The organism is Sphingomonas sp. BK036 (assembly GCF_004216825.1).
GTDB lineage: Bacteria > Pseudomonadota > Alphaproteobacteria > Sphingomonadales > Sphingomonadaceae > Sphingomonas.
On the sequence record NZ_SGXR01000003.1, the window covers coordinates 736,097 to 757,709 of the forward strand.

General features: G+C 64.0%; 16 protein-coding genes. 3 read left to right on the plus strand and 13 right to left on the minus strand.

Going from position 1 to position 21,613, the window contains the following annotated elements; all coding sequences use genetic code 11:
* Window positions 1–25 precede the first annotated feature (25 nt).
* The gene (locus tag EV283_RS03545) at window positions 26–1,288 is read right to left on the minus strand and encodes a glutamate-5-semialdehyde dehydrogenase (protein ID WP_130322695.1); all 1,263 of its coding nucleotides are present in this window, start codon (window positions 1,286–1,288) and stop codon (window positions 26–28) included.
* A 77-nt stretch (window positions 1,289–1,365) separates the two neighbouring features.
* Between EV283_RS03545 and EV283_RS03550 the strand changes: the two genes are divergently transcribed.
* Window positions 1,366–2,466, plus strand: a complete 1,101-nt coding sequence (locus EV283_RS03550; RefSeq protein ID WP_130322697.1) for a DUF3667 domain-containing protein — start codon at window positions 1,366–1,368, stop codon at window positions 2,464–2,466.
* 475 nt (window positions 2,467–2,941) lie between these two features.
* On the opposite strand, the gene EV283_RS03555 is transcribed toward EV283_RS03550, so the two are convergent.
* The 7 genes from EV283_RS03555 to ruvB form a co-directional block, all read right to left on the minus strand.
* On the minus strand, window positions 2,942–3,325 hold the full coding sequence (locus tag EV283_RS03555) for a hypothetical protein (protein ID WP_242615765.1): 384 nt from the start codon (window positions 3,323–3,325) through the stop codon (window positions 2,942–2,944).
* 63 nt (window positions 3,326–3,388) lie between these two features.
* A complete protein-coding gene (gene ftsH, locus EV283_RS03560) occupies window positions 3,389–5,377 on the minus strand; it encodes an ATP-dependent zinc metalloprotease FtsH (protein ID WP_130322699.1) in 1,989 nt (662 codons plus the stop codon).
* Between the two features lie 105 nt (window positions 5,378–5,482).
* On the minus strand, window positions 5,483–6,451 hold the full coding sequence (gene tilS, locus EV283_RS03565; RefSeq protein ID WP_130322701.1) for a tRNA lysidine(34) synthetase TilS: 969 nt from the start codon (window positions 6,449–6,451) through the stop codon (window positions 5,483–5,485).
* A gap of 193 nt (window positions 6,452–6,644) precedes the next feature.
* Window positions 6,645–7,571 (minus strand): tetratricopeptide repeat protein, encoded by a 927-nt coding sequence (locus EV283_RS03570; RefSeq protein ID WP_130322703.1) that lies wholly within the window; start codon window positions 7,569–7,571, stop codon window positions 6,645–6,647.
* A 123-nt stretch (window positions 7,572–7,694) separates the two neighbouring features.
* Complete coding sequence (locus EV283_RS03575) at window positions 7,695–8,657, minus strand: helix-turn-helix domain-containing protein (protein WP_130322705.1); 963 nt, start codon at window positions 8,655–8,657, stop codon at window positions 7,695–7,697.
* 99 nt (window positions 8,658–8,756) lie between these two features.
* Complete coding sequence (ptsP, locus tag EV283_RS03580; RefSeq protein ID WP_130322707.1) at window positions 8,757–11,030, minus strand: phosphoenolpyruvate--protein phosphotransferase; 2,274 nt, start codon at window positions 11,028–11,030, stop codon at window positions 8,757–8,759.
* A gap of 115 nt (window positions 11,031–11,145) precedes the next feature.
* Complete coding sequence (gene ruvB, locus EV283_RS03585; RefSeq protein WP_056411819.1) at window positions 11,146–12,171, minus strand: Holliday junction branch migration DNA helicase RuvB; 1,026 nt, start codon at window positions 12,169–12,171, stop codon at window positions 11,146–11,148.
* Window positions 12,172–12,225: 54 nt separating this feature from the next.
* Between ruvB and EV283_RS03590 the strand changes: the two genes are divergently transcribed.
* Window positions 12,226–13,134: a 2-hydroxyacid dehydrogenase gene (locus EV283_RS03590; RefSeq protein WP_130322709.1), complete on the plus strand. Its 909-nt coding sequence runs from the start codon at window positions 12,226–12,228 to the stop codon at window positions 13,132–13,134.
* Window positions 13,135–13,161: 27 nt separating this feature from the next.
* Here EV283_RS03590 and ruvA read toward each other — a convergent pair whose 3' ends face one another.
* From ruvA to EV283_RS03615, 5 genes are all read right to left on the minus strand, one after another.
* Window positions 13,162–13,761 (minus strand): Holliday junction branch migration protein RuvA, encoded by a 600-nt coding sequence (ruvA, locus tag EV283_RS03595; protein WP_130322711.1) that lies wholly within the window; start codon window positions 13,759–13,761, stop codon window positions 13,162–13,164.
* 341 nt (window positions 13,762–14,102) lie between these two features.
* Window positions 14,103–15,185, minus strand: a complete 1,083-nt coding sequence (locus EV283_RS03600) for a glycosyltransferase (RefSeq protein WP_165391683.1) — start codon at window positions 15,183–15,185, stop codon at window positions 14,103–14,105.
* On the minus strand, window positions 15,182–17,359 hold the full coding sequence (locus tag EV283_RS03605) for a glycosyltransferase family 2 protein (RefSeq protein WP_130322715.1): 2,178 nt from the start codon (window positions 17,357–17,359) through the stop codon (window positions 15,182–15,184). Before EV283_RS03605 ends, EV283_RS03600 begins: the two co-directional genes overlap by 4 nt.
* 126 nt (window positions 17,360–17,485) lie before the next feature.
* Window positions 17,486–18,382: a glycosyltransferase gene (locus EV283_RS03610; protein ID WP_130322717.1), complete on the minus strand. Its 897-nt coding sequence runs from the start codon at window positions 18,380–18,382 to the stop codon at window positions 17,486–17,488.
* On the minus strand, window positions 18,382–19,224 hold the full coding sequence (locus EV283_RS03615; RefSeq protein WP_130322719.1) for a hypothetical protein: 843 nt from the start codon (window positions 19,222–19,224) through the stop codon (window positions 18,382–18,384). The genes EV283_RS03610 and EV283_RS03615 overlap by 1 nt, the downstream gene beginning before the upstream one ends.
* 522 nt (window positions 19,225–19,746) lie before the next feature.
* On the opposite strand from EV283_RS03615, the gene EV283_RS03620 reads away from it, so the two are divergent.
* A complete protein-coding gene (locus EV283_RS03620) occupies window positions 19,747–21,402 on the plus strand; it encodes a hypothetical protein (RefSeq protein WP_130322721.1) in 1,656 nt (551 codons plus the stop codon).
* Window positions 21,403–21,613 lie beyond the last annotated feature (211 nt).

Genomic DNA, 21,613 nt, shown 5'->3' on the forward strand with positions numbered 1-21,613 from the left:
ACGCTACGCTGATCGACACACCGCATCAACCGCGCACCTGCCCCGTGCCGCGGCCGATCCACTTGTAGGTCGTCAGCCCCTCCAGCGCGACGGGGCCGCGCGCGTGGAGGCGGCCGGTGGCGATGCCGATCTCCGCGCCCAGCCCGAACTCGCCGCCGTCGGCGAACTGGGTGGAGGCGTTCCACAGGACGATCGCGCTGTCGACGGCGCTCAGAAAATGCTCGGCGACCGCGGCGTCCTCGGCGATGATCGCGTCGGTGTGATGCGATCCGTGGCAGGCGATGTGCGCGACCGCCGCGTCGAGGCCGTCGACGATCGCGACCGAGGCAATCGCGTCGAGATACTCGGTGTCCCAGTCCGCGGCATCGGCGACCGCGATGTCGGGCACGAGCGCGCGCGACGCGGCGTCGCCGCGCACCACGCAACCGGCATCGGCCAGACGCCGGATCAGCGCCGCAGCCTCGGGATACGCCCGGTGGATCAGCAGCGTCTCCATCGAACCGCACACGCCCGTGCGGCGCATCTTGGCATCGACGACGACCGCCGCCGCCATCGCCGGGTCCGCCGACGCATCGACATAGACATGGTTGATGCCGTCGAGATGCGCGAGCACCGGCACGCGCGCCTCGGCCTGGACGCGCGCGACGAGGCTCTTGCCGCCGCGGGGGATGATCAGGTCGATCACCCCGTCCGCCGCCAGCATCGCGCCGACCGCGGCACGATCGGTGATCGGCACGAGCTGGACCGCGTCGGCGGGCACCCCGCCCGCCTCCAGCCCCGCCACCAGCGCCGCATGGATCGCCCGGTTGCTTGCCACCGCCTCGGACCCGCCGCGCAGGATCGCGGCATTGCCGGCCTTCACGCACAAGGCGGCTGCGTCCGCGGTGACGTTGGGGCGGCTTTCGTAGATGATGCCGATCACGCCGATCGGCACGCGAACGCGCGAAAGCGTGAGGCCGTTGGGTCGTTCGCGCGAGTCGATGACTTGCCCGACCGGATCGGCGAGCGCGGCGACTGCTGCCACGCCATCAGCCATCGCCGCGATCCGCCCTGCGTCCAACCGCAACCGATCGAGCAGCGCGCCGGACAGTCCGGACTCGGTCGCACGCGCCATGTCCACCGCATTCGCTGCCAGAATCTCCGCCGACGCCGCCCGAACCGACTCCGCCGCCAACGCCAGCGCGGCGGCCTTCCGCGCGGTCGGCAGCGACGCCAGCACCAGCGCGGCGGCACGCGCGCGGCGGCCCATATCGGCGATCAGGTCGGTTGGATTTGCTGCAGCGTCCATGGCCGCGCGCTAGCATGCGAAGCCCCTCGCGCCAACGCCGCGAACTCGTTACGCTTCCGATCTTGCAGGGGGGAAGCATGACCGGAGATATCGGGGCGGCGGCGGATATCGCCACGGGGGCGCTGGTCGGGCGCGCGGTAGAACCAGGCGCGGGCGAACCGCATCGGCCGCCTATGGGCAGCACGGACGATGCACTCTGTCTCAATTGCGGGACGCGATTGCTCGGCGCGTATTGCCAAGCCTGCGGCCAGTCGGCGCACGTCCACCGCTCGCTCGGTGGGATCGGGCATGAGATTGCGCATGGCGTTTTCCATTTCGAGGGCAAGATCTGGCGTACCTTGCCGCTGTTGACCTTACATCCCGGCACGCTCACGCGACGCTATGTCAACGGCGAGCGCGCGCGGTTCGTGTCGCCGCTCGCGCTGTTCCTGTTCACCGTCTTCCTGATGTTCGCGACGATCGGGCTGGTCGGCGGCGAGCTTGCGGACACGATCGTCAATGACGAACGCCCTACCCAACTCTCCGACTATGCCCGCGAGACCGCCAAGGCGCGCACCGCGCTGGGCGTGGTCGAGGCGCAGCGCGCGGCCGCGACACGCGACCCGGCCTATTCGGGCCCACCCGTCGCCGAACTCGACCAGCGCGCGGCGGCGCTGCGCACCACGCTCCGCGCGCTCGATATCGCCACGACCATCAAGCGCGGCGGCAGCTCGGAGCCGGTCGTCGATCTCGGGTTCAAGACGGGGTGGGCGCGGCTCGATCACGGCATCGCCAAGGCCAACGCCAATCCCGGCCTGATGATCTACAAGCTCCAGAGCAGCGCGTATAAATATAGCTGGGGGCTGATTCCGCTATCGGTGCCGTTCGTGGCGCTGCTGTTCCTGTGGCGACGCAGGCATGCCCTGTACGACCATGCGATTTTCGTGACATATTCGATCGCGTTCATGATGCTGCTGACGATCGTGCTGATCGTTGCACATGTCGTCGGCGTGCCCGATCCGACGCTGCGGCTGGCCGCGCTGGTGGTTCCGCCGGTCCACATGTTCGCGCAATTGCGCGGCGCGTATGAACTGCGCAAGCGCGCGGCGGCGTGGCGGACGGTAGCGCTGCTGACGTTCGCATTCACGGTGTTGGTCGCGTTTGTCGTCCTGCTGCTGCTCCACGGGCTGACCGATTAAGCCGGGGGGCGCGCGATTATCCTCCGCGGCGTGCCGGCGGCCCTTGGCGTATGGTTGTCCTGTTAGACGTCTGTCCCCGCCCCCCGCCCGCTGCCCGCTGCCCGCTGCTTATCCTGGACACCGGAACAGCCCGCCCCCTCGTCATCCCAGCGAAAGCTGGGATCTTCCCGTTGCAGCCACGTCGCGAGCCAAACGGGAGACCCCAGCTTTCGCTGGGGTGACGTACGGGGGGGCGGCTACCTATGGGGGCCGGGGACGGACGAAGATCGGTAACGAACAGAGCCAGTGACGAACGGCGGTAGATGACGATCGAGGACGGTGACGATCGGAAGCCGCGACGGTCGGGGATCCGTGACGGTCGGGATCCGGTGACCGTTGGGATCCGGTGACCGTTGGGAACCGATGAAAGTCCGGCGCCGGGACGGTCTAGGCTCGATGACTGTTTAGAAGGCGGCAGATCAAAGCCGGGCGCGGATTACCCACGCCCGCACGGGTAGAGGTTCGCCAGAACGCGCGCATAGCCGTCCTTCAGCGGACGCTTCTGATAGCTGGCGGGGAGGTCGTTCAGGCCGTCGAGCATGTCCATGATGCCGACCGACTCGCCGTCCGGCACGCAGGCGATCGGCGGCTTACCCGCCGCGGCGCGCGCGGCGCGTTCGGCCTTTAGCTGGTTGGTCGCGGCCTTCGCCTCCGCCTTCAGCGCTGGAAGCTCGGGCGACATGAACGCCATCGGCCCCTGCTCACGCAGTGCGTTGGCGCGCGACAGGAAGGTACCGACGGTCATCGCCGCATGCGCGGGCAACGCGACGCCGGCGATCAGCAGTGCAGCGACTACAGCCTTCGAATGCGAATACGACATGGGCGGCCTTTCCGAGAAAAGACCGCCCATGGAGCAGTTTAGCTGACTAATCCGTGAACCGGATCAGGCCCCCAGCGGAGTCGGCGTTCCGAACGGACCGTTCGGGCGCCGAGTCTTCGGGATCGACGTGCCCGCACGCGGGACGTTCGATGCCTTCGCACCCGGATCCGGACGGTCGAGATCCTCGCCGGCGATCAGCTTCTTGATCTCGTCACCGGTCAGCGTCTCGAATTCGAGCAGCGCGCCCGCCACCGTGTGGAGCTGGTCGACATGATCGCTCAGCACCTGCTTGGCGCGGTCGAGACCGCCTTCGACGATCCGCTTGATCTCGTCGTCGATCAGCTGCGCGGTCTGGTTCGACATGCGCGACGGACGGCTCGACGAGTAGCCGAGGAACGATTCGCCCTCCGGCTCGCCATATTCGAGCGGGCCGACCTTGTCCGACATGCCCCAGCGCGTGACCATGTCGCGTGCCAGACCCGTGGCGTACTGGATGTCTCCGCTCGCACCCGACGAGACCTTGTCGTACCCGAAGATCACTTCCTCGGCGACACGACCACCCATCGACACCGCGAGGTTCGCGTACATCTTGTCGCGGTGATAGCTGTAGCTGTCCCGCTCGGGCAGACGCATGACCATGCCCAGCGCACGACCGCGCGGGATGATCGTCGCCTTGTGGATCGGATCCGACGCGGCCTCGTGCATCGCGACGACGGCATGGCCGGCCTCGTGATACGCGGTCATCCGCTTCTCGTCGTCGGTCATGACCATGGAGCGACGCTCGGCGCCCATCATGACCTTGTCCTTGGCCTCCTCGAACTCGGCCATCGCCACCAGACGCTTGCCCTTGCGCGCCGCGTGCAGCGCCGCCTCGTTGACGAGGTTGGCGAGATCGGCACCCGAAAAGCCTGGCGTACCACGTGCGATGACGCGCGCATCGACGTCGGGTGCAAGCGGCACCTTCTTCATGTGCACTTCGAGAATCTTGATTCGGCCCTCGATATCCGGCCGCGGTACGACCACCTGCCGATCGAAGCGGCCCGGACGCAGCAACGCGGGATCAAGCACGTCGGGACGATTGGTCGCGGCGATGATGATGATGCCTTCGTTCGCCTCGAAGCCGTCCATCTCGACCAGCAGCTGGTTCAGCGTCTGCTCGCGCTCGTCATTGCCGTTGCCGAGGCCTGCGCCACGATGGCGGCCGACCGCATCGATTTCGTCGATGAAGACGATGCACGGCGCGGATTTCTTGGCCTGCTCGAACATGTCGCGGACGCGGCTCGCGCCGACGCCGACGAACATCTCGACAAAGTCCGAACCCGAGATGGTGAAGAACGGCACGCCCGCCTCGCCTGCGATCGCGCGGGCGAGCAGCGTCTTGCCGGTACCGGGCGAACCGACCAGCAACGCGCCCTTGGGGATCTTGCCGCCGAGGCGGGCGAACTTGGTCGGGTCCTTCAGGAACTCGACGATCTCCTCGAGCTCTTCACGCGCTTCGTCGATGCCCGCGACGTCGGCAAAGGTGACCTTGCCTTCCTTCTGCGTGAGCATCTTCGCGCGGCTCTTGCCGAAGCCCATCGCGCCCGAGCCCGAATTCTTCTGCATCTGCTTCAGCACGAAGAACGCGATGCCGAGGAACAGCAGGAACGGCAGCGACTGATAGAGAAGCAGCGCCAGCATCGACGGGCCCTCTTCGGGCTTCGCGCTGATCGCGACGCCCTTCTCGCGCAGCTTGGGCACGAGCGTCGAATCCTGAATCGGATAGGATTTGAACTTCTCGCCGCTCGACAGCGTGCCCGAGATGATGTCGCGCGAGATGTTGACGTCCTTGACGGTGCCCTCGTCGACCTTGTCGAGAAACGCCGAATAGGCGATCGTGTTGCCACCCGACGCCGCCGTGCGGCCGTCGAACATGGTCACGAACAGTGCCAGCGCGAGCAGGATGCCGACCCAGATCAACAGGCTCTTCATCCAAGGATTGCCGCCGCCATTTTCGGGGCCGCCGTTTCCGGGGCCCTGTGGCTTCTGACCGCGGTTGTCGTTGTCGCTCATGGGTGCACGATACCTTTCAGCGCACAAGATAAGCGCGCGCAGGTTAATGGCAATGGAACAAGACGCGACTTGTGGTGATCAGTGTGAACGAACCGCTATATGGGTTCAGTCGGCCGCCCGCCGCGGCGGCGCCTCGCGGAACCGCCAGACATTGCCGCGCACGCTCGCGATGATCCCAGCCTGCGTGGTCCGCTTGCCTGCCATCAGCGAGTCGAGCAGCTTTTCGATATTGGCGGCTTCGGTCCATTCGGGCGTGGCGATGCCCGCTTCGGCGCGCACCGCGCCGATCGCCCGGCGCGCGAGACGGCGCAGGATCTCGCGCGGCAGCTTGTCGACCGCGAGCTTGACCTCGCCGCCGCCGACCTTGGCGCGGTCGGCCCAGATCCAGTCGACCATCGCGCGGACGTCGGTATCGGTCTCGGCCAGCGCCGCCGCGGCGCGCGCGAGGTTGGGGGTACCGAGCCACTCGTTGTCGCCGAGCAACCGGCGGAACCGCGTGCGATCGTGGCGATCGTCATGGTTCGAGGGGTCGTCGAAGAACGGCACCTCGCCGCGGCGGACGATCGCGCGGAGTTCGGCGCGGCGCCAGTCGAGCAGCGGGCGGATGACCGTGATGCCGTGAACTTCGGTGCGCGCGCGGACGCCCGCCAGCCCCGCGAGCCCAGACCCGCGCGCGGCGCGCATCAGGAAGGTCTCGGCCTGATCGTCGGCGTGATGGCCGGTGACGAGCCCCCCTGCCCCGATCGCGCGTGCGTGATCGGTGAGGAGCGCATAACGCGTGGTCCGCGCCTGCGCCTGGATGCTGGCGCCGGTGATCGGCTCGCTCGGCGCGAGAGTCGCATGCGCGATGCCGAGCGTGGCACAATGCGCGGCGACCATCGCCGATTCCTCGACCGCTTCGGGGCGCAGGCGGTGGTCGATGCTGGCGACCGTGAAACCGGGGGCAAGCGCCTCGTGCGCGAGCGTGAGCATCGCCATGCTGTCCGGACCGCCGGATACGGCGAGCAGCGGGTTGACGATATCGCCTGCCAGCCGCGCATAGTCGGCGGCGAAACGGCGTCCTTCCTCGGTCATGCCGAGACCGCCCTGTTCGGGGAGAATTTACCCCCCCGGCGCAGGCCGGGGCCCAATTGGGGAACGGTGATGACTGAGCGCAGCACGCCGTGATGCCGGCTTTCCCAATTGGGCCCCGGCCTCCGCCGGGGTGGTGCTGGTGCGCGACCCGACGTCACGAACAGGGAATCACGCATGACCATCGGGCGCTGGCTTACTTGCACTTCGCCGCGGCGCGTCCGGCGGCAACCTGCCCCTTCATCGCCGCCGCCATCTTCGCACCATAGACGTCGTTCAGCTCGTCATACACCTTGCAGGCATCTGCGGGCTTGTTGAGCTTGGTCAGCGCCTGCCCCAGGTACAACAGGCTGTCGGGCGCGCGCTCGCCATCGGGCATCTTCTTGTAATTGTCGTAGAACGCCATCGACGCCAGGCTCGGCTTGCCCTCGTCCAGATAGGCGCGACCCAGCAGGTTCTGCGCATAGCTCGCGCGCTTACTCTTGGGATATTCGGCGACGACCTTCTTCAGCTGCGCCTCCGCCTGCGGGTATTGCTTGGCCGCCCATAGCCGGTAGCCATACATATACTCGTCCTCAGCCGGATCGCCGGTCGAGGGCTTTTCGACCGAGACCTTGGTCGGGGCGGGTGCGGCGCCGGGCTTGGCCGCGACCTCGGGACGCGTCGACGGGCGCGAGGGGCCGCTCGACGTGTCGTCGGACTCGACCGGGCCGCCTGCCGCGACCGGTGCGGGGCCCGCCTCGAGCATCTTCACGCGCGCATCGTTCGATCGGCGATAATTGTCGAAAGCATCCTGCAACTGGCGCGTGCGGTTCTGGTTCTGCTCGATCTGCTCGGTGAGCGAGGTCATCTGCTGCTCGAGCGAGGTGACTCGCTGGTTCACATCGGCCAGCGCACTCGTCGCGGGCGAGCCAGGCCCCGGCCCCTGCTCGCTCTGCGGCGCGCGGACTTCGGGCTGGAGCATCTGCCCCGCGCCGCCCGGAAAGACTTTCCGCTGGACCGCGCGCATTTCGCTCTCGAGCTTGCCGACGCGGCCCTCGACATTTTGCGCCTGCGCCCCCGTGGAGATCGCAGAGGGTGCGAGCGCCGCGAGGCAGACGCCGACCAGAATTGACTTACGCATGGGCCACACCCCCCGGTGGATTGGTTAATCGTCCGGGTATAGCTGCACTACCCATCCTGTCGCCAGCCTTAAGACCCCGGGGATGGCCCGTGTCCATCCCCGACCCAGACTTACTGATCGGACTTACTGATCGGGCGTTGCCGTAGCGGCAGGCGGGGGTGTGGCGGCCGCATCCAGATTGGCGCGCTGCGTCTCGGTCAGCGGGCGGCGCTGCGGCCGCGAACGGCTGGAGCGTGACCGCTCGGGCGTGGCGGACGCGGTGGTCGCAGCCGCCGGTGCCGCCTGCGGCTCGGGCGTGCCCGCGATCCGCGCGGCGATCGCCGGCGCACCGACGCGGACGTCCTTGATCGCACGCTCGCCGGTGCCGAGCGCGGGTGCGGCCGCACCGTTGAGCGTCACCGCCAGCTTGTCCGCGCGACCGATGTTGATCATCGGATCCTTCGCATCCTTGGGCACGTCGAACTTGTCGCCCGGCTTCATCGTGCCGAGATACAGCGTTTTGTTGTCGGCATCGTACACGCGCATCCACACCTCGTCCGAGGCGGTCAGCGTGACCTGCCCGTTCGCCGGGGTCGCCGGCGCGGGGACGGGTTGCGCGGTCTGCGCGGCGGGGTTCGGCGCGGTCTCGGCGACGGGCGCCGCGGTCGACGACGTGGTCGATCCGCGGAACATGTCGGTGCCGTACCACAGGCCGACCAGTACCAGCACCGCGATCGCGAGGCCCAAGGCGACGATCGCCACCCCGCGCGAGGGTACGCGCGACGGGTCGGTCATCTCATAGGGTTCATATTCGGGCGTGCGGCGGCCGAGCTTGGCGACGTCGTCGCGGACCATCTGCGCGATCCGGACCTCATCGACACCGACCGCGCGGGCATAGGCACGCGTGAAGCCGACCGCATAGGTGGACGACGGCAATGCGCTATAGTCCGACGCCTCGATCGCCTCGAGATGCCGTAGCGGCACGCGAGTCCGCGCGGCGATATCCGCGACGCTCAACCCCTGCGATTCGCGGCTGTTCCGAAGAATGTCGCCAGCACGCTCTGGTACAGCGGGCGCAGCGTTCTGGCCGGTATCGACCTCGTCCATTCTTGTCTCCGAAGCCGGGCTGCTTGTTATGCCCCCGTCTTTCAGAGGGCCCAAGCCGTGTCAACGCGAACGCGGCACAGAACCCCCGCTTTCGGGCGCTCAGACGATTTCAACGCCGTTTTCGGTCGCCCAGGCGGTCAAAGCACCGCGCATGTCGCGCGGCGGATCCGCCAGCAGCGCTGTCATGTACGCAGTGAGCGCGCCGCGATCGAGCGAACGCGTCATTGCCTTGATCGGACCGACCGCGGCGGGGGTGATCGACAGCCGCTCGATCCCCAGACCGATCAACGCCATCGCCTCGAGCGGTCGCCCGCCCATCTCGCCGCACACCGCCAGATCGACCCCCGCCGCGCGTGTCGGCGGCACCAGCCGCGCGATGAAGCGCAGGATCGACGGGCTGAGCCAGTCGTAGCGCTCGGCGAGCTTGGGATTAGCGCGATCGGCGGCGAACAGGAACTGCGTCAGGTCGTTGGTGCCGATCGACAGGAACTCGATCCGCGGCAGCAGCACGTCGAGCATCTCGGCGAGCGCGGGCACCTCGAGCATCGCGCCATAGCGGATCGCGAGCGGCAGCTTGCGCCCGCGCCCCTCGAGCCAGTGACGCTGCGCCTCGAACAGCGCGCGCGCCTCGTCGAACTCCCACGGCTCGCTGACCATCGGGAACATCACGTTGAGCGTCCGGCCGGCGGCAGCCTCCAGCAGCGCGCGTGCCTGCACCTTCATCAACCCGTCGCGTTCGAGGCCGAGGCGCAGCGCGCGCCAGCCCATCGCCGGGTTCTCCTCGTCGACGTCTTCCTTGTTGAGATAGGGCAGCGCCTTGTCGCCGCCGATATCGACGGTGCGGAAGATCACCGGGCGGTCGCCCGCCGCATCGAGCACTTCGCGGTACAGCCGGTGCTGGCGTTCGCGCTGCGGCAGCGTCGACGAGACGAGAAACTGGAATTCGGTGCGGAACAGGCCGATCCCGTCCGCGCCGGTCACGTCGAGTGCAGCGACGTCGTCGCGCAGCCCGGCATTGACCATCACGGTCAGGCGGTGGCCGTCCTTGGTGACCGGCGGCACGTCGCGCAGCGCAGCGAACGCCGCCTTGCGCTTCTGTCGCATCGCCAGCCGCGTATCGAACGCCTCCTCCATCGCCGCCGAGGGCCGTGCGAACACGTTGCTCTCGGCGCTGTCGAGCAGCAGCATGTCGCCCTCCGCCACCAGCCGGCGAATGTCGCGGACGCGGCCGAGTACCGGCACGCCCATCGCGCGCGCGACGATCGTGACATGCGCGGTCAGCGATCCCTCTTCGAGGATCACGCCCTTCAGCCGCCTCTTGTCATATTCGAGCAGCTCGGCGGGGCCGAGGTTGCGCGCGATCAGGATCGTGTCCTGGCGCAGCCCCATCTGTGCCGCGGTCCCCATCTGGCCCGAGACGATGCGGAGCAACCGGTTCGACAGATCCTCCAGATCGTGCATCCGGTCGGCGAGCAACGGATCGTCGATCTGGCGCATGCGCTGGCGGGTGCGCTGCTGGACACGCTCGATCGCCGCCTCCGCGGTCAGGCCCGAATCGATCGCCTCGTTGATCCGCCGCGCCCAGCCCTCGTCATATGCGAACATCTTGTAGGTCTGGAGCACCTCGACATGCTCGCCGCCGACGCCGAATTCGGCCTCGCGAGTCATCCGGTCGATGCCTTCGCGCATCTTGTCGAACGCCGCATAGACTCGGTGCCGCTCGGCATCGGTATCCTCGGCGACGGTGTGCTCGATATGGATGCGTGGCTGGTGATACACCGCGAACCCCGCGCCCATCCCGTCGACCAGCTTCTGGCCGGGGATTCGCATCGCCGCGGTCGACTGCGGCCGATCCGCGCCGCCGCCGGTGGTGTCGATGAGCCCGGCATTGGCGATCAGTTCGGAAAGCACCATCGCGACCGTCTGCAACGCCTCGATCTCGACATCGGCATATTTGCGGCGATCGGTGTGCTGGACGGCGAGCACGCCGACCGACCGCTCGCGACGGATGATCGGCACGCCGGCAAAGCTGTGGAAGCGGTCCTCGCCGGTTTCGGGCTTGTAGGCGAAGTCGGGATGACTCGCGGCTTCGTCGAGATTGAGCACCTCGACATCCTCGGCGATCGTGCCGACGAGCCCCTCGCCAAGCGCGAGCTTGGTGACATGGACCGCCGCCTGATCGAGGCCGCGGGTGGCGAACAGTTCGAGCACGCCTTCGCGCAACAGGTAGATCGAACAGACTTCGCTGTGGATCGCGGTGGCGATGATGCCGACGACCGAATTGAGCTTGGCCTGCGCAGACGTGCGCGCGGCCATCACGTCGTGAAGGCTGGTGAGGATTTCGCGGGCGGAGGCGGCGGCCGAAAGGGGCATTCGCGTTGGCTACCAGATGAACGGCTTGGGTGCCACGCAACAAAAGCGATGCCGGGGCGAAGTTGGAGCAATCTTATCCGTCATCCCAGCGAAAGCTGGGATGACGGAGACTTCGTTACGCGTCGAACAACCCGTCCTGGCTGCCGGCCGGCGGGTTCAGGCCGAGATGCTTCCACCCGCCCGCATTCAGGAACCGGCCGCGCGCGGTGCGCGCGATCAGGCCGAGCTGGATCAGATAGGGCTCGATCACCTCCTCGATCGTGTCGCGCGGTTCGCTCAGGCCCGCCGCCAGCGTCTCGACGCCGACCGGCCCGCCGCGGTAAATGTCCGCGATCATCATCAGATAGCGCCGATCCATCGCATCGAGCCCGAGCGAATCGACCTCGAGCCGGTTGAGCGCCGCGTCGGCCGCGCGCGCATCGACCGTCTCGTGCCCCGCGACATTGGCGAAATCGCGCACCCGCCGCAGCAACCGCCCGGCGATCCGCGGCGTCCCGCGCGAGCGGCGCGCGACCTCCATCGCACCGTCCTTGGCGATGCCGAGCCCCAACAGCCCGGCGGCGCGCGAGACGACCCGCTCCAGCTCCTCGACGGTGTAGAATTGCAACCGCACCGGGATACCGAAGCGATCGCGCAGTGGCGTCGTCAGCAGCCCCTGCCGCGTCGTCGCACCGATCAGCGTGAACCGCGGCAGATCGATCCGTACCGAGCGCGCGCTGGGCCCCTCGCCGATCATCAGGTCGAGCGCGCGATCCTCCATCGCCGGGTAGAGCACTTCCTCGACCGCGGGCTGCAACCGGTGGATCTCGTCGATGAACAGCACGTCGCCATCCTCGAGATTGGTCAGCAGCGCGGCGAGATCGCCCGACTTGGCGATCACCGGCCCCGAGGTGGCGCGGAACCCCACCCCCATCTCGCGCGCGACGATCTGCGCGAGCGTCGTCTTGCCGAGCCCCGGCGGCCCGAAGAACAGCACGTGATCCAGCGCATCGCCGCGCGATTTGGCCGCCTGGATGAAGATGCGCAGATTTTCCCGCGCCGCCTTCTGCCCGACGAATTCATCAAGGTTCTTCGGGCGCAGCGCCGCGTCGACGTCTTCGGGACGCTTTTCGGCGTTAAGGATGCGGTCTGTATCGGTCACTTGCTCGCGATAGCGCGCTCGCGGTGAAGGGGGCAAGGCGGCTATGGCGGTACGATGACCGACAATCGCACACGCCCCGATTTGTATCTGCTGTCGGGAGCCTCGTCCGCGCTGGAGGCGGCGCTGGCCGCGCGCTTCACGCTGCACCGGGCGGATCCGCCCGTAACGACGCGGGCGATCGTCGGCGGCGGGACGAGCGTGGTGGATGCGCCGCTGCTCGATCGCCTGCCCGCGTTGGAGATGGTCGCGATCCACGGCGTCGGCCATGACGGGATCGACCTTGCCGCAACCCGCGCGCGCGGCGTCGTGGTGACGACCACGCCCGACGTGCTGACCGACGACGTCGCGGACCTCGCGATCGGGCTGATGCTGGCGGTGCAGCGGCGGATCGTCGCGAACGACCGGGCGGTGCGCGAAGGCGGCTGGCAGGTGCCGCTTGCCCGGCGCGCGAGCGGTCGACGGATCGGCATCTATGGACTCGGCCAGATCGGCAAGGCGATCGCGACCCGCGCCCGGCCGTTCGCGCGCGAGCTCCATTACACCGCGCGCGCCGCGAAGACCGATGTCGAGGGCGTGTTCCATGCCGACATCGCATCGCTCGCCGCCGCGTGCGACGTGCTGATCCTTGCCGCCCCCGGCGGCGCGGCGACGCGGCATATCGTCGATGCGGGCGTTCTCGCCGCGCTCGGGCCCGACGGAATCCTGGTGAACATCGCGCGCGGCAGCCTGGTCGACGAACCCGCGCTGGTCGCGGCGCTGCAAACGGGGGCGATCGCGGGTGCAGGGCTTGATGTGTTCGCCGACGAACCGGTCGTACCCGATGCGCTGAAAGCGATGGAGCAGGTCGTGCTGTCGCCGCACCAAGGCAGCGGCACGATCGTCGCCCGCGCCGACATGGCCGCGCTGGTCGTCGCCAATCTCGACGCGCATTTCGCCGGATCGCCCCCGCTCACCCCGCTCTAGTTCTCCTGCGGACGCAGGAGAACGGCGTTATGATTTCGACGCTTTCCGCAGCGCCAGCCGAACAAGCGAATCGAGCGAGGCGGCCGGTCCCAGTTCCTCGTCCGCAGCCGCCACCGCCACGCTCGCCTCGTTCGGTCGGAACCCGAGGTTGAGCAGCGCCGACACCGCATCCGCAGACGCGCCGGGCGCCGCGGCGACCACCGCCGGCCCCAGGCCCAGCGCGATGCCGCCGACCTTGTCCTTCAGCTCCATGACGATGCGCTGGGCAAGCTTGGGCCCGACGCCGTTCGCGCGCGCGACCATCGCCTTGTCGCCGCTCGCGATCGCACGGCTCAGGTCGACGGGCTCGAGCGCGGACAGGATCGCCAGCGCAACGCGCGCGCCCACCCCCTGGACGGCGGTCAGCAACCGGAACCAGTCGCGCTCGTCCGCGCTCGAAAAGCCCACCAGGCGCTGGAAATCCTCGCCGACGAGCAGTTCGGTGAACACCGTACATGCCTCGCCGATCGGCCCGAGCGCCGACAATGTGCGCGCCGACGCGCCAACAAGATACCCGACGCCGCCGACGTCGATCACGGCATGGTCGATGCCGGTCGAGTCCAGCCGTCCTTTGAGATGCACGATCATTGCCGCGATCGGTAGAACATAGGACGCGCCGCGTCATCCTATCAAAGCGCCTTTCGCAAGGCGCGCCGCAGGGCTCACGCGATGCCGAGCCGATCAAACGGAACCGCGTGACCGGCCGAGCAACGTTACCCGACCGGGTCCCGGCGAACGCCCGAATGGGGTCGGACGTGAGTGCGATCGCCGCCCCAGCCTTGCGCCCCGCCCTGCCTCTCGGACGATCTATGTCGGCGGTCGTCGATGGGCCGGATTCAGGTTGCGCGCCGCCCTCTCTCAAGGGTTTCCATTTGTCGCTCAAGGGGACAATTTGGCCCTGGTCCCGATCGATCGATGACCGCGCGACCCTATCGTTGCGCAAGGCTCCGAAACAGCTGAAGCTCGCTGATGGCTGCCCCCAGCACGGAATAGCGCTGCGCCGTCGACAACGCCTCCATTTTCATCGTCGTCCGATCAGCGTCGCTCATCTCCAAAAACGTCCGTGCGGCGTCCAGTATGTCCGTCTCGTCGCGCGTATCCACGACGAACGCGTTTTTGCCGTGGATGGCGAATTCGTCCGTACCACCAAGCTTGGGTACGATCGGGACGCACCCGCTCGCCATCGCCTCGAGCGCCGTACGTCCGAACGCCTGATAATCCGAGAGATCGAGGAAGAGCGTCGATTTGCGAAGCACGTCCGCAACACCGCTTCTCTTCAGCAGGCCCAGATTGGTGAAGGAGGCTGGAGCGGCCAGTCCTGCCTTGGCAAGCATCTCATCGGTCGCGCCGAATATATATCCATCGATCTGGGTCGAGAATATAGCCGATAATTCCTGCAGGACCCGAATGGTCCGCTGGGCCGCACGTCGCGGCGTCTGGGGTCGAACCATGGCCGCCAGCGTCGGCTTTAAAGCCTGGTCCTCATGCTTGTAGTTATACACGTCATGATCGATGCTCGCCTGGACGCGCGCCGGTCGGATGCCATGATTTTCATAGACGGCCTGGCATATCCAGTCCGTCTTCGCGAACATCTGGCAGCCGGGGATCAATTCGTACGAGTCGAAGCATCGTTTCCATTGTTCCGAGCCATAGGCGTAGAACAGGGGCTCATAGTCCTGAACATAATAGGCGTATTTGATCGAGTCACCGAGAACGTCCTTGACGCCCTTGGCATCATAGACCGAGTCGTTGGTCGTAGCGCAGATCACGTCATACCCCGACGCTATCTCGGCCAGGCCGATCCGATCCGCGTAACCGACGATGGTCAGCCGCGGATAGCGCTCGGCTTCCGGATAGTTTTGGCGAAACAGGTCGACGTTTTTCCCGTTGATGGCGATTGATACCGAGCAGCCGAGGTCGTGAAGCCCGCACGCTTCCTGAAAGACGCTGTTCGGCCCACCGCCGCCGCCCTTGCTCGGAAGGACGAAGAGGATTTTTGGGAACACGGTCACGACCCCCGCTTGCTGATATGCTCGGACAAGGCGGCTCTCAATTTTATGAGGGGAATGCTTTCGCCAAGCACCCGCTGCAGGCTTTTCCAGTCCACTTCGGGGTGCTTCTCGGCACATTTCGCCGTACCGGCCCTGACGAGCTCGGCGCGCTTCGCACTGCCAAAACTGGCCGATTTCACATGATAGACATACGCACTGTCGCAGACATGCAGATCGTAGCCCGCCTTGGTGAGGCGCACACACAGGTCGTTTTCCTCGCCATAGCCGACCGGGAATCCTTCCTCGTCGAGAAACCCGACGGCCACCAATGCGGAACGCCGGAATAGCGTACAGAAACCGTTCAACAGCGGTACGGCGGGATAGGCTCTGTTGCTCAGGTCGCTGACCAGCCTTGCATAATCATCGACCGTCCATCCGGCAGGCAAGGCATTGACGCGCCACTTTCCCTTTGCATCGTTCAGCGAAGGCACCGACTGCCAAGACGCCGCGTTCGATAGTGCCCCGACGCCAGCGGCCTTCGGGTGATTGACGATGCACGACAGCATTTCGGAAAGCCAATCCTGCCCGACGATCGTGTCGCTGTTCAGGAGGACGATATACTCCGCGGTGGAAGCAGCCAGACCGACATTGGCGGCACGGGTATAGCCGATGTTGCTGCCGTTATCGATGACCCTGATCCAGGGATGCTTGCTGGCGATATTATCGAGACGCCGCGATGTTTCGCGGCTCGAGCCATCATTTACCAGGGTCAAGGTATAGGGAACGTGTGTCGCGCGGACTATGGACTGGATGCAGTTCTCGACCTCTTCGATCGCGTTGTAGACCGGCACGACGATATCGACCGATCCGACACGATCGATCCATTGCCATTTCCTCCCCTGCGCGCCGGAATGCGGTCGTGGCGCGGGCGGCCCCAGCTTCTGCCAGTCCCCCAGCCCCTTCAGCAGCGACGTCTGTGCTTCGATATTCGGGTCTTCGAACGCACCGTTCCGGCTCGGCTCCGTGAGCAGCCGATCGGGGTTCGACCCCAGAAAGACATCCGAAAGGCTGAAGTCGAACTCCTGTGCCGCAATCTCGAAGACGACGCAGATATGCTTGACGGTCCCCGCGTTCATCGCATCGAGCACCTTGGGGCGTAGATCGAATTTGTAATTGCGCCCGACCGCGTCGACATGGACGTTCTTGGCTATCTCGCCGAAATCGACATCCTCGGTCTTTCCCTGGTTCTCGACGCGCGCCAGAACGAAGATGCGATTGACCTTCAGATAGGTCCCTACCGTCTTTGAATCGCCGCGGGCGTAGAATTGAAGGCACGCGTCCAGTGGCTTGATACGACCTGGATCGATCTCCGCCTCGATGCGCACGAATCTCGGAAGGTCCGTCGTCGCGCAGGAGATGGCATAGCGCAGGTCGCCCAGCTCGCCCTTGCCGGGGTCTCGCGTGACGATGCTCGTCAGCGATATGATCGCGGCCGATCCTGCCGGCTTCACCAGCGCTGCCCAGCCGTTCGTTATCGGCGAGCGGCCTTTCTCGATCCGCTTCGTGAACGATCCGGTCCAGGAGGTCAGACGACCATTGATGAGCCAGCTGGTATTCTCCGGCTCATCCTTGGCCGGATCCGCGCTGGCAGTAGCGGGCCGCGCTTCCACCACCGCTGCCGGCACGATAGAGGCCGTCGGAATGGCGGCAGGCTTGGTCGTGGCGCCCTTTTCCGCCACGGGCGCGGCGTCGACCGCCGCGGGGGGATCGGCCGCGACGGCGTTCGCCGACAATGTTTCGATTGCCTTGAAGAACGCGTCGGCGCGTGAACTCGCGCCATATTCCTGACGAACGATCGAGATGAGCGCGAGATCGGCAAGGACGACGGAGAACAATCCCCGCCAGTCCCTCGCGGCATCGATCCCCTTCTTCGTCTGCTCGGAAAACGAAAACGCGCTCGCGAACCATATCGCAGCAGGCCGATCGAACCCGATCCCGCGCGCTTCATGGCCAAGCGGGAGGCCATCCCGCATAGGCTCCAACACGCATCTGCTGAACTCGATCGATGTCAGTATGACTGCCGCGTTCTGGGCGGAATCTCGCGATGCAAACTGCTCGATGGTCGCTTGAGACGGGCGACGGGCGAGCAGAACTCGCATCAAGTAGACGGCCTCCACCACCGATGTGTGTTGCATCGCTAGACCCTAATTTTTATAAGAAAAAGAAAAGCGAGATATCTCGCCACCTCGACGTGGTTATCCGAAGCAACATTCTGGTCCATTCTAGTTTCTTACAATCGCCAATTCGGGCTCGTATAGCACTTAATCGGGAAGGGACCCCCTGATCGTAACTTCGTCGACCCATTCAAGCGAGTCCTGCTCCCACTTAAGCCATAGCTTATCGAGATAGTCCGGCGTTCTGTCTCCAAGAACCCAAGGCTTTCCCGGAGTATAGTGCAGGAGCTTGATACGATCGGCATGTTGGTCGAAGAACGCCTCTCCGAGACTTTCAAAGACTCGCCGCCTCGCGTTATACCATATTGGAAGCTCGAGGAATTTGCAGTCCGGGATCCGCCGGATCACTTCGCTTGTTGCCGGCTGTTCGGCGCCAAACGCCTCGCTCGACGCGACCGAGATCGCCAGATCGAAGACGTCATCGGAAATCGCGCCATCTTCAAGGACGACGAAGCCTGAGTTTATCCCCGTCCCCGGCGCATTCTCCTGAGGCTCGAATGCCCTGGTCACCGACGCGAGGGACTTGGCCTCGTTGAACTTGCTCCGATCCTCCGCCCTGATCGGGAAGTGAGAGGACGCCACCTCCTTCATGGCCTTGACGTGATAATCCGCCGCAAGAAGCTCCTCATCGAGAGGATTCAGGCACAGCATGTCCGCATCGATGAAGATATGCCTCTTGAATCCCCGCTCCTTGAAGATCGAGAATTTGAGAAACGTGTACTTCGGAGCAAAGGCGACCTTCGACTTTTCGGCGATTTTCTCGCCGCGGATCGAAGAAAACGGCGCGAGCTCTTCCTCCCCCATGAATTCTATCGAATGGCACACCGCGCGAACGAAGGGGTCGTGCAGAACCCTCTTGTCGTCCGTTACCATGATGATCGGGATATTCTGAAGCGAGTTTTGCTTGTAGAGCGAGTACAACAGTACTTTTAAAGGCCTGATATACTTCCAGTTCATAACGAATATGATTGCTGTATCGTTCATTAGCGCATGTCCTGTGTATTGAGAAGGCTGCGTATCTCGGCAGCCAGTTGCTCGCCCATCGCCAACTCAAAGCCCTCTTGATAATGGGCCGAGTCCGCCATCGCCGCGCCATAACCGACATCGCGAACCAATGCCGTGGGATCGTAGAAGCGGATATTCTCCGATTCGCCTGCGATACGCTCCAGCGCATCCCTGATGATCTGCCGCTGCGGAATTGGATTCCCGGCGGAAGTCAGGTTCACATGGGGAACTAGGAGTACAGGCATGGGCAACCGGTCCAAGATCGATCGCGCTGCTGCGTAGAAATCGTCGGGGGACTGCTCAAAGTCGTTAAACTCCCTGAGCGCCACCGATACCGGATCACTGCCCTCCGAAACCGATCGGGCCAAAGCCAGAACGGCGGCAAAGCGCGGCGACGTCGTCACCACGGCTTCATTCCTAACGCCCGCCCGTTCCTTGACGATCTCTTTCAGCCGATTGATCTGAAGACTGTAGGATCCATATTTCAAGATACGGATGGACGATATTTCAATAACGACGACGTCATGCTTGATGACGCGTCTTTTCCTGCTTTCGTCATCCGGTTGGAATTTCTCATTCCTGATCGACAGGAGGGAATACAGCTCCTTCGGCGGGCGCATGATACCGTCGTTGACATCGAGCATCTGGTGAATGTCGGCAGTACTGTGCACGAACCCGAATACCGGGTCGCCGATATAAGACATATCCGGGACAGCGGCCAGCGCACGCTTGAGCGGCGTGTGCACGCGACAACTGCCGATCGCAAACACTCTAGTCGGTTCATTGCCGGCAGACATTTCAGATTTCGATTCTGCCGACATTCTGCTCCCCAGCCCCATTTGGCATGGGGTCAGTAGCGCCCTGTCAATTGCATGGCAAATGCCCGATACCCGCCGAACGCTTATTGCATAGTTATTTTCTTACCATTGCATGCATGTTGTTGATCTAGTTTTCATTATAGTGTTTGAGCCAGGTATAATTTCCCCTGGCATACACCTGCAAGTCATTGCAAGTATGGAACATTGTCGATTATTCCTAGGGTGATAGCGTTCAATAGCTAGACAGGGACTAGGTCATCATGCTCTGGCTTTACGATAATCAGAGGATTGCAGAGGGCGATCGGCCGACAGGGCACTCGATCATGTTACTGCGCCGCTACAGACCCCGGTTAGTCGCATATCATATCAATCAATCAATAGCGAACCAACGATTAGTCCCGATCACCAGCATCTTCACGGCATCGCATTTTGAGCTTTAATCCAGAAATTGTGTTCGACGATGATCACCTTCGGGTAGTCTGGGCGTCGGGTGCGTCCTCATTCGCCCTTATAACATTCGGCGACATGATAAACTTAGCAAATGGCGTGTCGTTCTTCGGCGACAAGCCAGTAGAAAAGTCGGATACCACATGCCTAGGTATCATGGCCAAGCGTCCTAATTGGTATCCAAAAGCAAGCATGGTAAGCATTGCCGAAACGATCCTCGGTCATATGCCATACACTGAGCGTGTGGCCTACGGGGGGTCCATGGGAGGATATGCTGTACTAAAGTATTCTAGGCTGCTTGGAATAACGACTGGCATAGCGCTTTGCCCGCAATGGTCCATTGACCCAGACGAATGCGGCGGGATCGATCCCGGTTGGGGAAGACATTTTTCTACCGCGATGGCAGGAATGGGCGTCAGACCGGAAGATTCAAGCGGAGATGCATTTGTCTTTGCCGATCACAGGAATGCCCGTGACGCATTTCATGTCCGGCAGATTGCTGCTGTTACGCCGCACGCGCGGATCTTTAATGTTCCCATGGTGGGCCATAACGTTACGCCCGTTTTTGCCGGTACAAGCAAGCTAACACGATTGATCGATGCATGTCGAAACCGCTCGGATCCGGTAGTCCACTCTCTGATCCGAGAGTTTCGTCGTAATCATAGGGTACGTGTACAAACCCTTTTGGATCGTGTTGAGGCCCGGCGCCTTTCGAAAAGACCCGAAGAGCGCATCGAGGATGCCACCCCCTCGATAGAAAATCGGTCAACGCCTATCTTATCAAATATAGACGCGGGGCAGCCCCCGGTCCAGGGAGCGACTATGAAAATTTCATGGCCAGAGCGCCAGCCGGTACAGCGGTTTTGCTGCATAACGATGGTCAAAGACGAAGAGTTGTTTATCGAACAATGGGCCAACCACTACATCCGTGAACTCCCCGGATGCGGTCTTATGATTGTCGATCACGGCTCCAAGGTCCCCGTCGTCGAGACGATAGCACGGCTCGGGTTATCCGGTCGGGTCAGCGTGATCGCCATGCCGGGTTTTCCGTTTGATGATCAGACGAAGTCGGCAATTTTGTCGTCGCTGGCCGGCGTCGCGCTGTGCGGATACGAAACCGTGATTACGAGCGATGTCGACGAGATTTTGATACCCATGCCGTCGACCGCCGCCACTCCGCTGGCCGATCTGCTGGACGGTGAAACCGCTACATTTGTCGCCCCTACCGGCGTAGAGTTCATACACAATGCCGACCTGGAAGAAGACTTCGACTTTAGTCGCCCATTGCTGCAGCAACGTCGCTTCGTCAGATTTCATTCCGCCTATAGCAAGCCGGCGATTTGGCGCTCGAACAGTGCCGTGTTTGGCTCTGGCCAGCATCACCTATCCGAACCTTATGAGTTCACTTCCAAAATCGCTTTGGCGCATTTGAAATATGTTGATGTGAAAGCGTCTCGCGACCGACAGGCGCACCGCAACGATTTTCAATATTCGAGTCGACAATTGGCCCGTGGCGGGGTCCCATCATGGGCAACGACCGATCCAGATAAATGGAGCAGGACGCTTTTTGGGAACGCCACGCGCGTGACCGATCAGGTCAATTCGGCAAAGGTTTTCTCGGATTTCTACTCGGAAATGAACAATAGGAAAAACAAGGACGGCGTCGTTTTGACGGCGCATACAAGTCACCATCTCAGGTCGAGAACCGAGATCGTCGTATTTTCCGGATTTTAGTTTTCGGGCGATAAAAGTGTAAAACCTATCCGAGCAAACCTGCGCAGCACGATCATTGCCGCGATCGGTGAGCAGGGTGTGTTCCGCCTACTTCTCGCATTCGGCGATCTCCGTAGTGGCGCCGCGGCCTATAGGACAGGACCGCGGCGGCCGCCTCGCGGTCCTGTCATCCGCGCAAGACGGATGTCACCCGCCGCCCCGGTCCGGCTGG

Coding starts and splice junctions, on each gene's coding strand:
- EV283_RS03545 (WP_130322695.1), bottom strand. CDS start 1,288: ATGGACGCTGCAGCAAATCCAACCGACCTGATCGCCGATATGGGCCGC.
- EV283_RS03550 (WP_130322697.1), top strand. CDS start 1,366: ATGACCGGAGATATCGGGGCGGCGGCGGATATCGCCACGGGGGCGCTG.
- EV283_RS03555 (WP_242615765.1), bottom strand. CDS start 3,325: ATGTCGTATTCGCATTCGAAGGCTGTAGTCGCTGCACTGCTGATCGCC.
- ftsH (WP_130322699.1), bottom strand. CDS start 5,377: ATGAGCGACAACGACAACCGCGGTCAGAAGCCACAGGGCCCCGGAAAC.
- tilS (WP_130322701.1), bottom strand. CDS start 6,451: ATGACCGAGGAAGGACGCCGTTTCGCCGCCGACTATGCGCGGCTGGCA.
- EV283_RS03570 (WP_130322703.1), bottom strand. CDS start 7,571: ATGCGTAAGTCAATTCTGGTCGGCGTCTGCCTCGCGGCGCTCGCACCC.
- EV283_RS03575 (WP_130322705.1), bottom strand. CDS start 8,657: ATGGACGAGGTCGATACCGGCCAGAACGCTGCGCCCGCTGTACCAGAG.
- ptsP (WP_130322707.1), bottom strand. CDS start 11,030: ATGCCCCTTTCGGCCGCCGCCTCCGCCCGCGAAATCCTCACCAGCCTT.
- EV283_RS03590 (WP_130322709.1), top strand. CDS start 12,226: ATGACCGACAATCGCACACGCCCCGATTTGTATCTGCTGTCGGGAGCC.
- ruvA (WP_130322711.1), bottom strand. CDS start 13,761: ATGATCGTGCATCTCAAAGGACGGCTGGACTCGACCGGCATCGACCAT.
- EV283_RS03605 (WP_130322715.1), bottom strand. CDS start 17,359: ATGCAACACACATCGGTGGTGGAGGCCGTCTACTTGATGCGAGTTCTG.
- EV283_RS03610 (WP_130322717.1), bottom strand. CDS start 18,382: ATGAACGATACAGCAATCATATTCGTTATGAACTGGAAGTATATCAGG.
- EV283_RS03615 (WP_130322719.1), bottom strand. CDS start 19,224: ATGTCGGCAGAATCGAAATCTGAAATGTCTGCCGGCAATGAACCGACT.
- EV283_RS03620 (WP_130322721.1), top strand. CDS start 19,747: ATGATAAACTTAGCAAATGGCGTGTCGTTCTTCGGCGACAAGCCAGTA.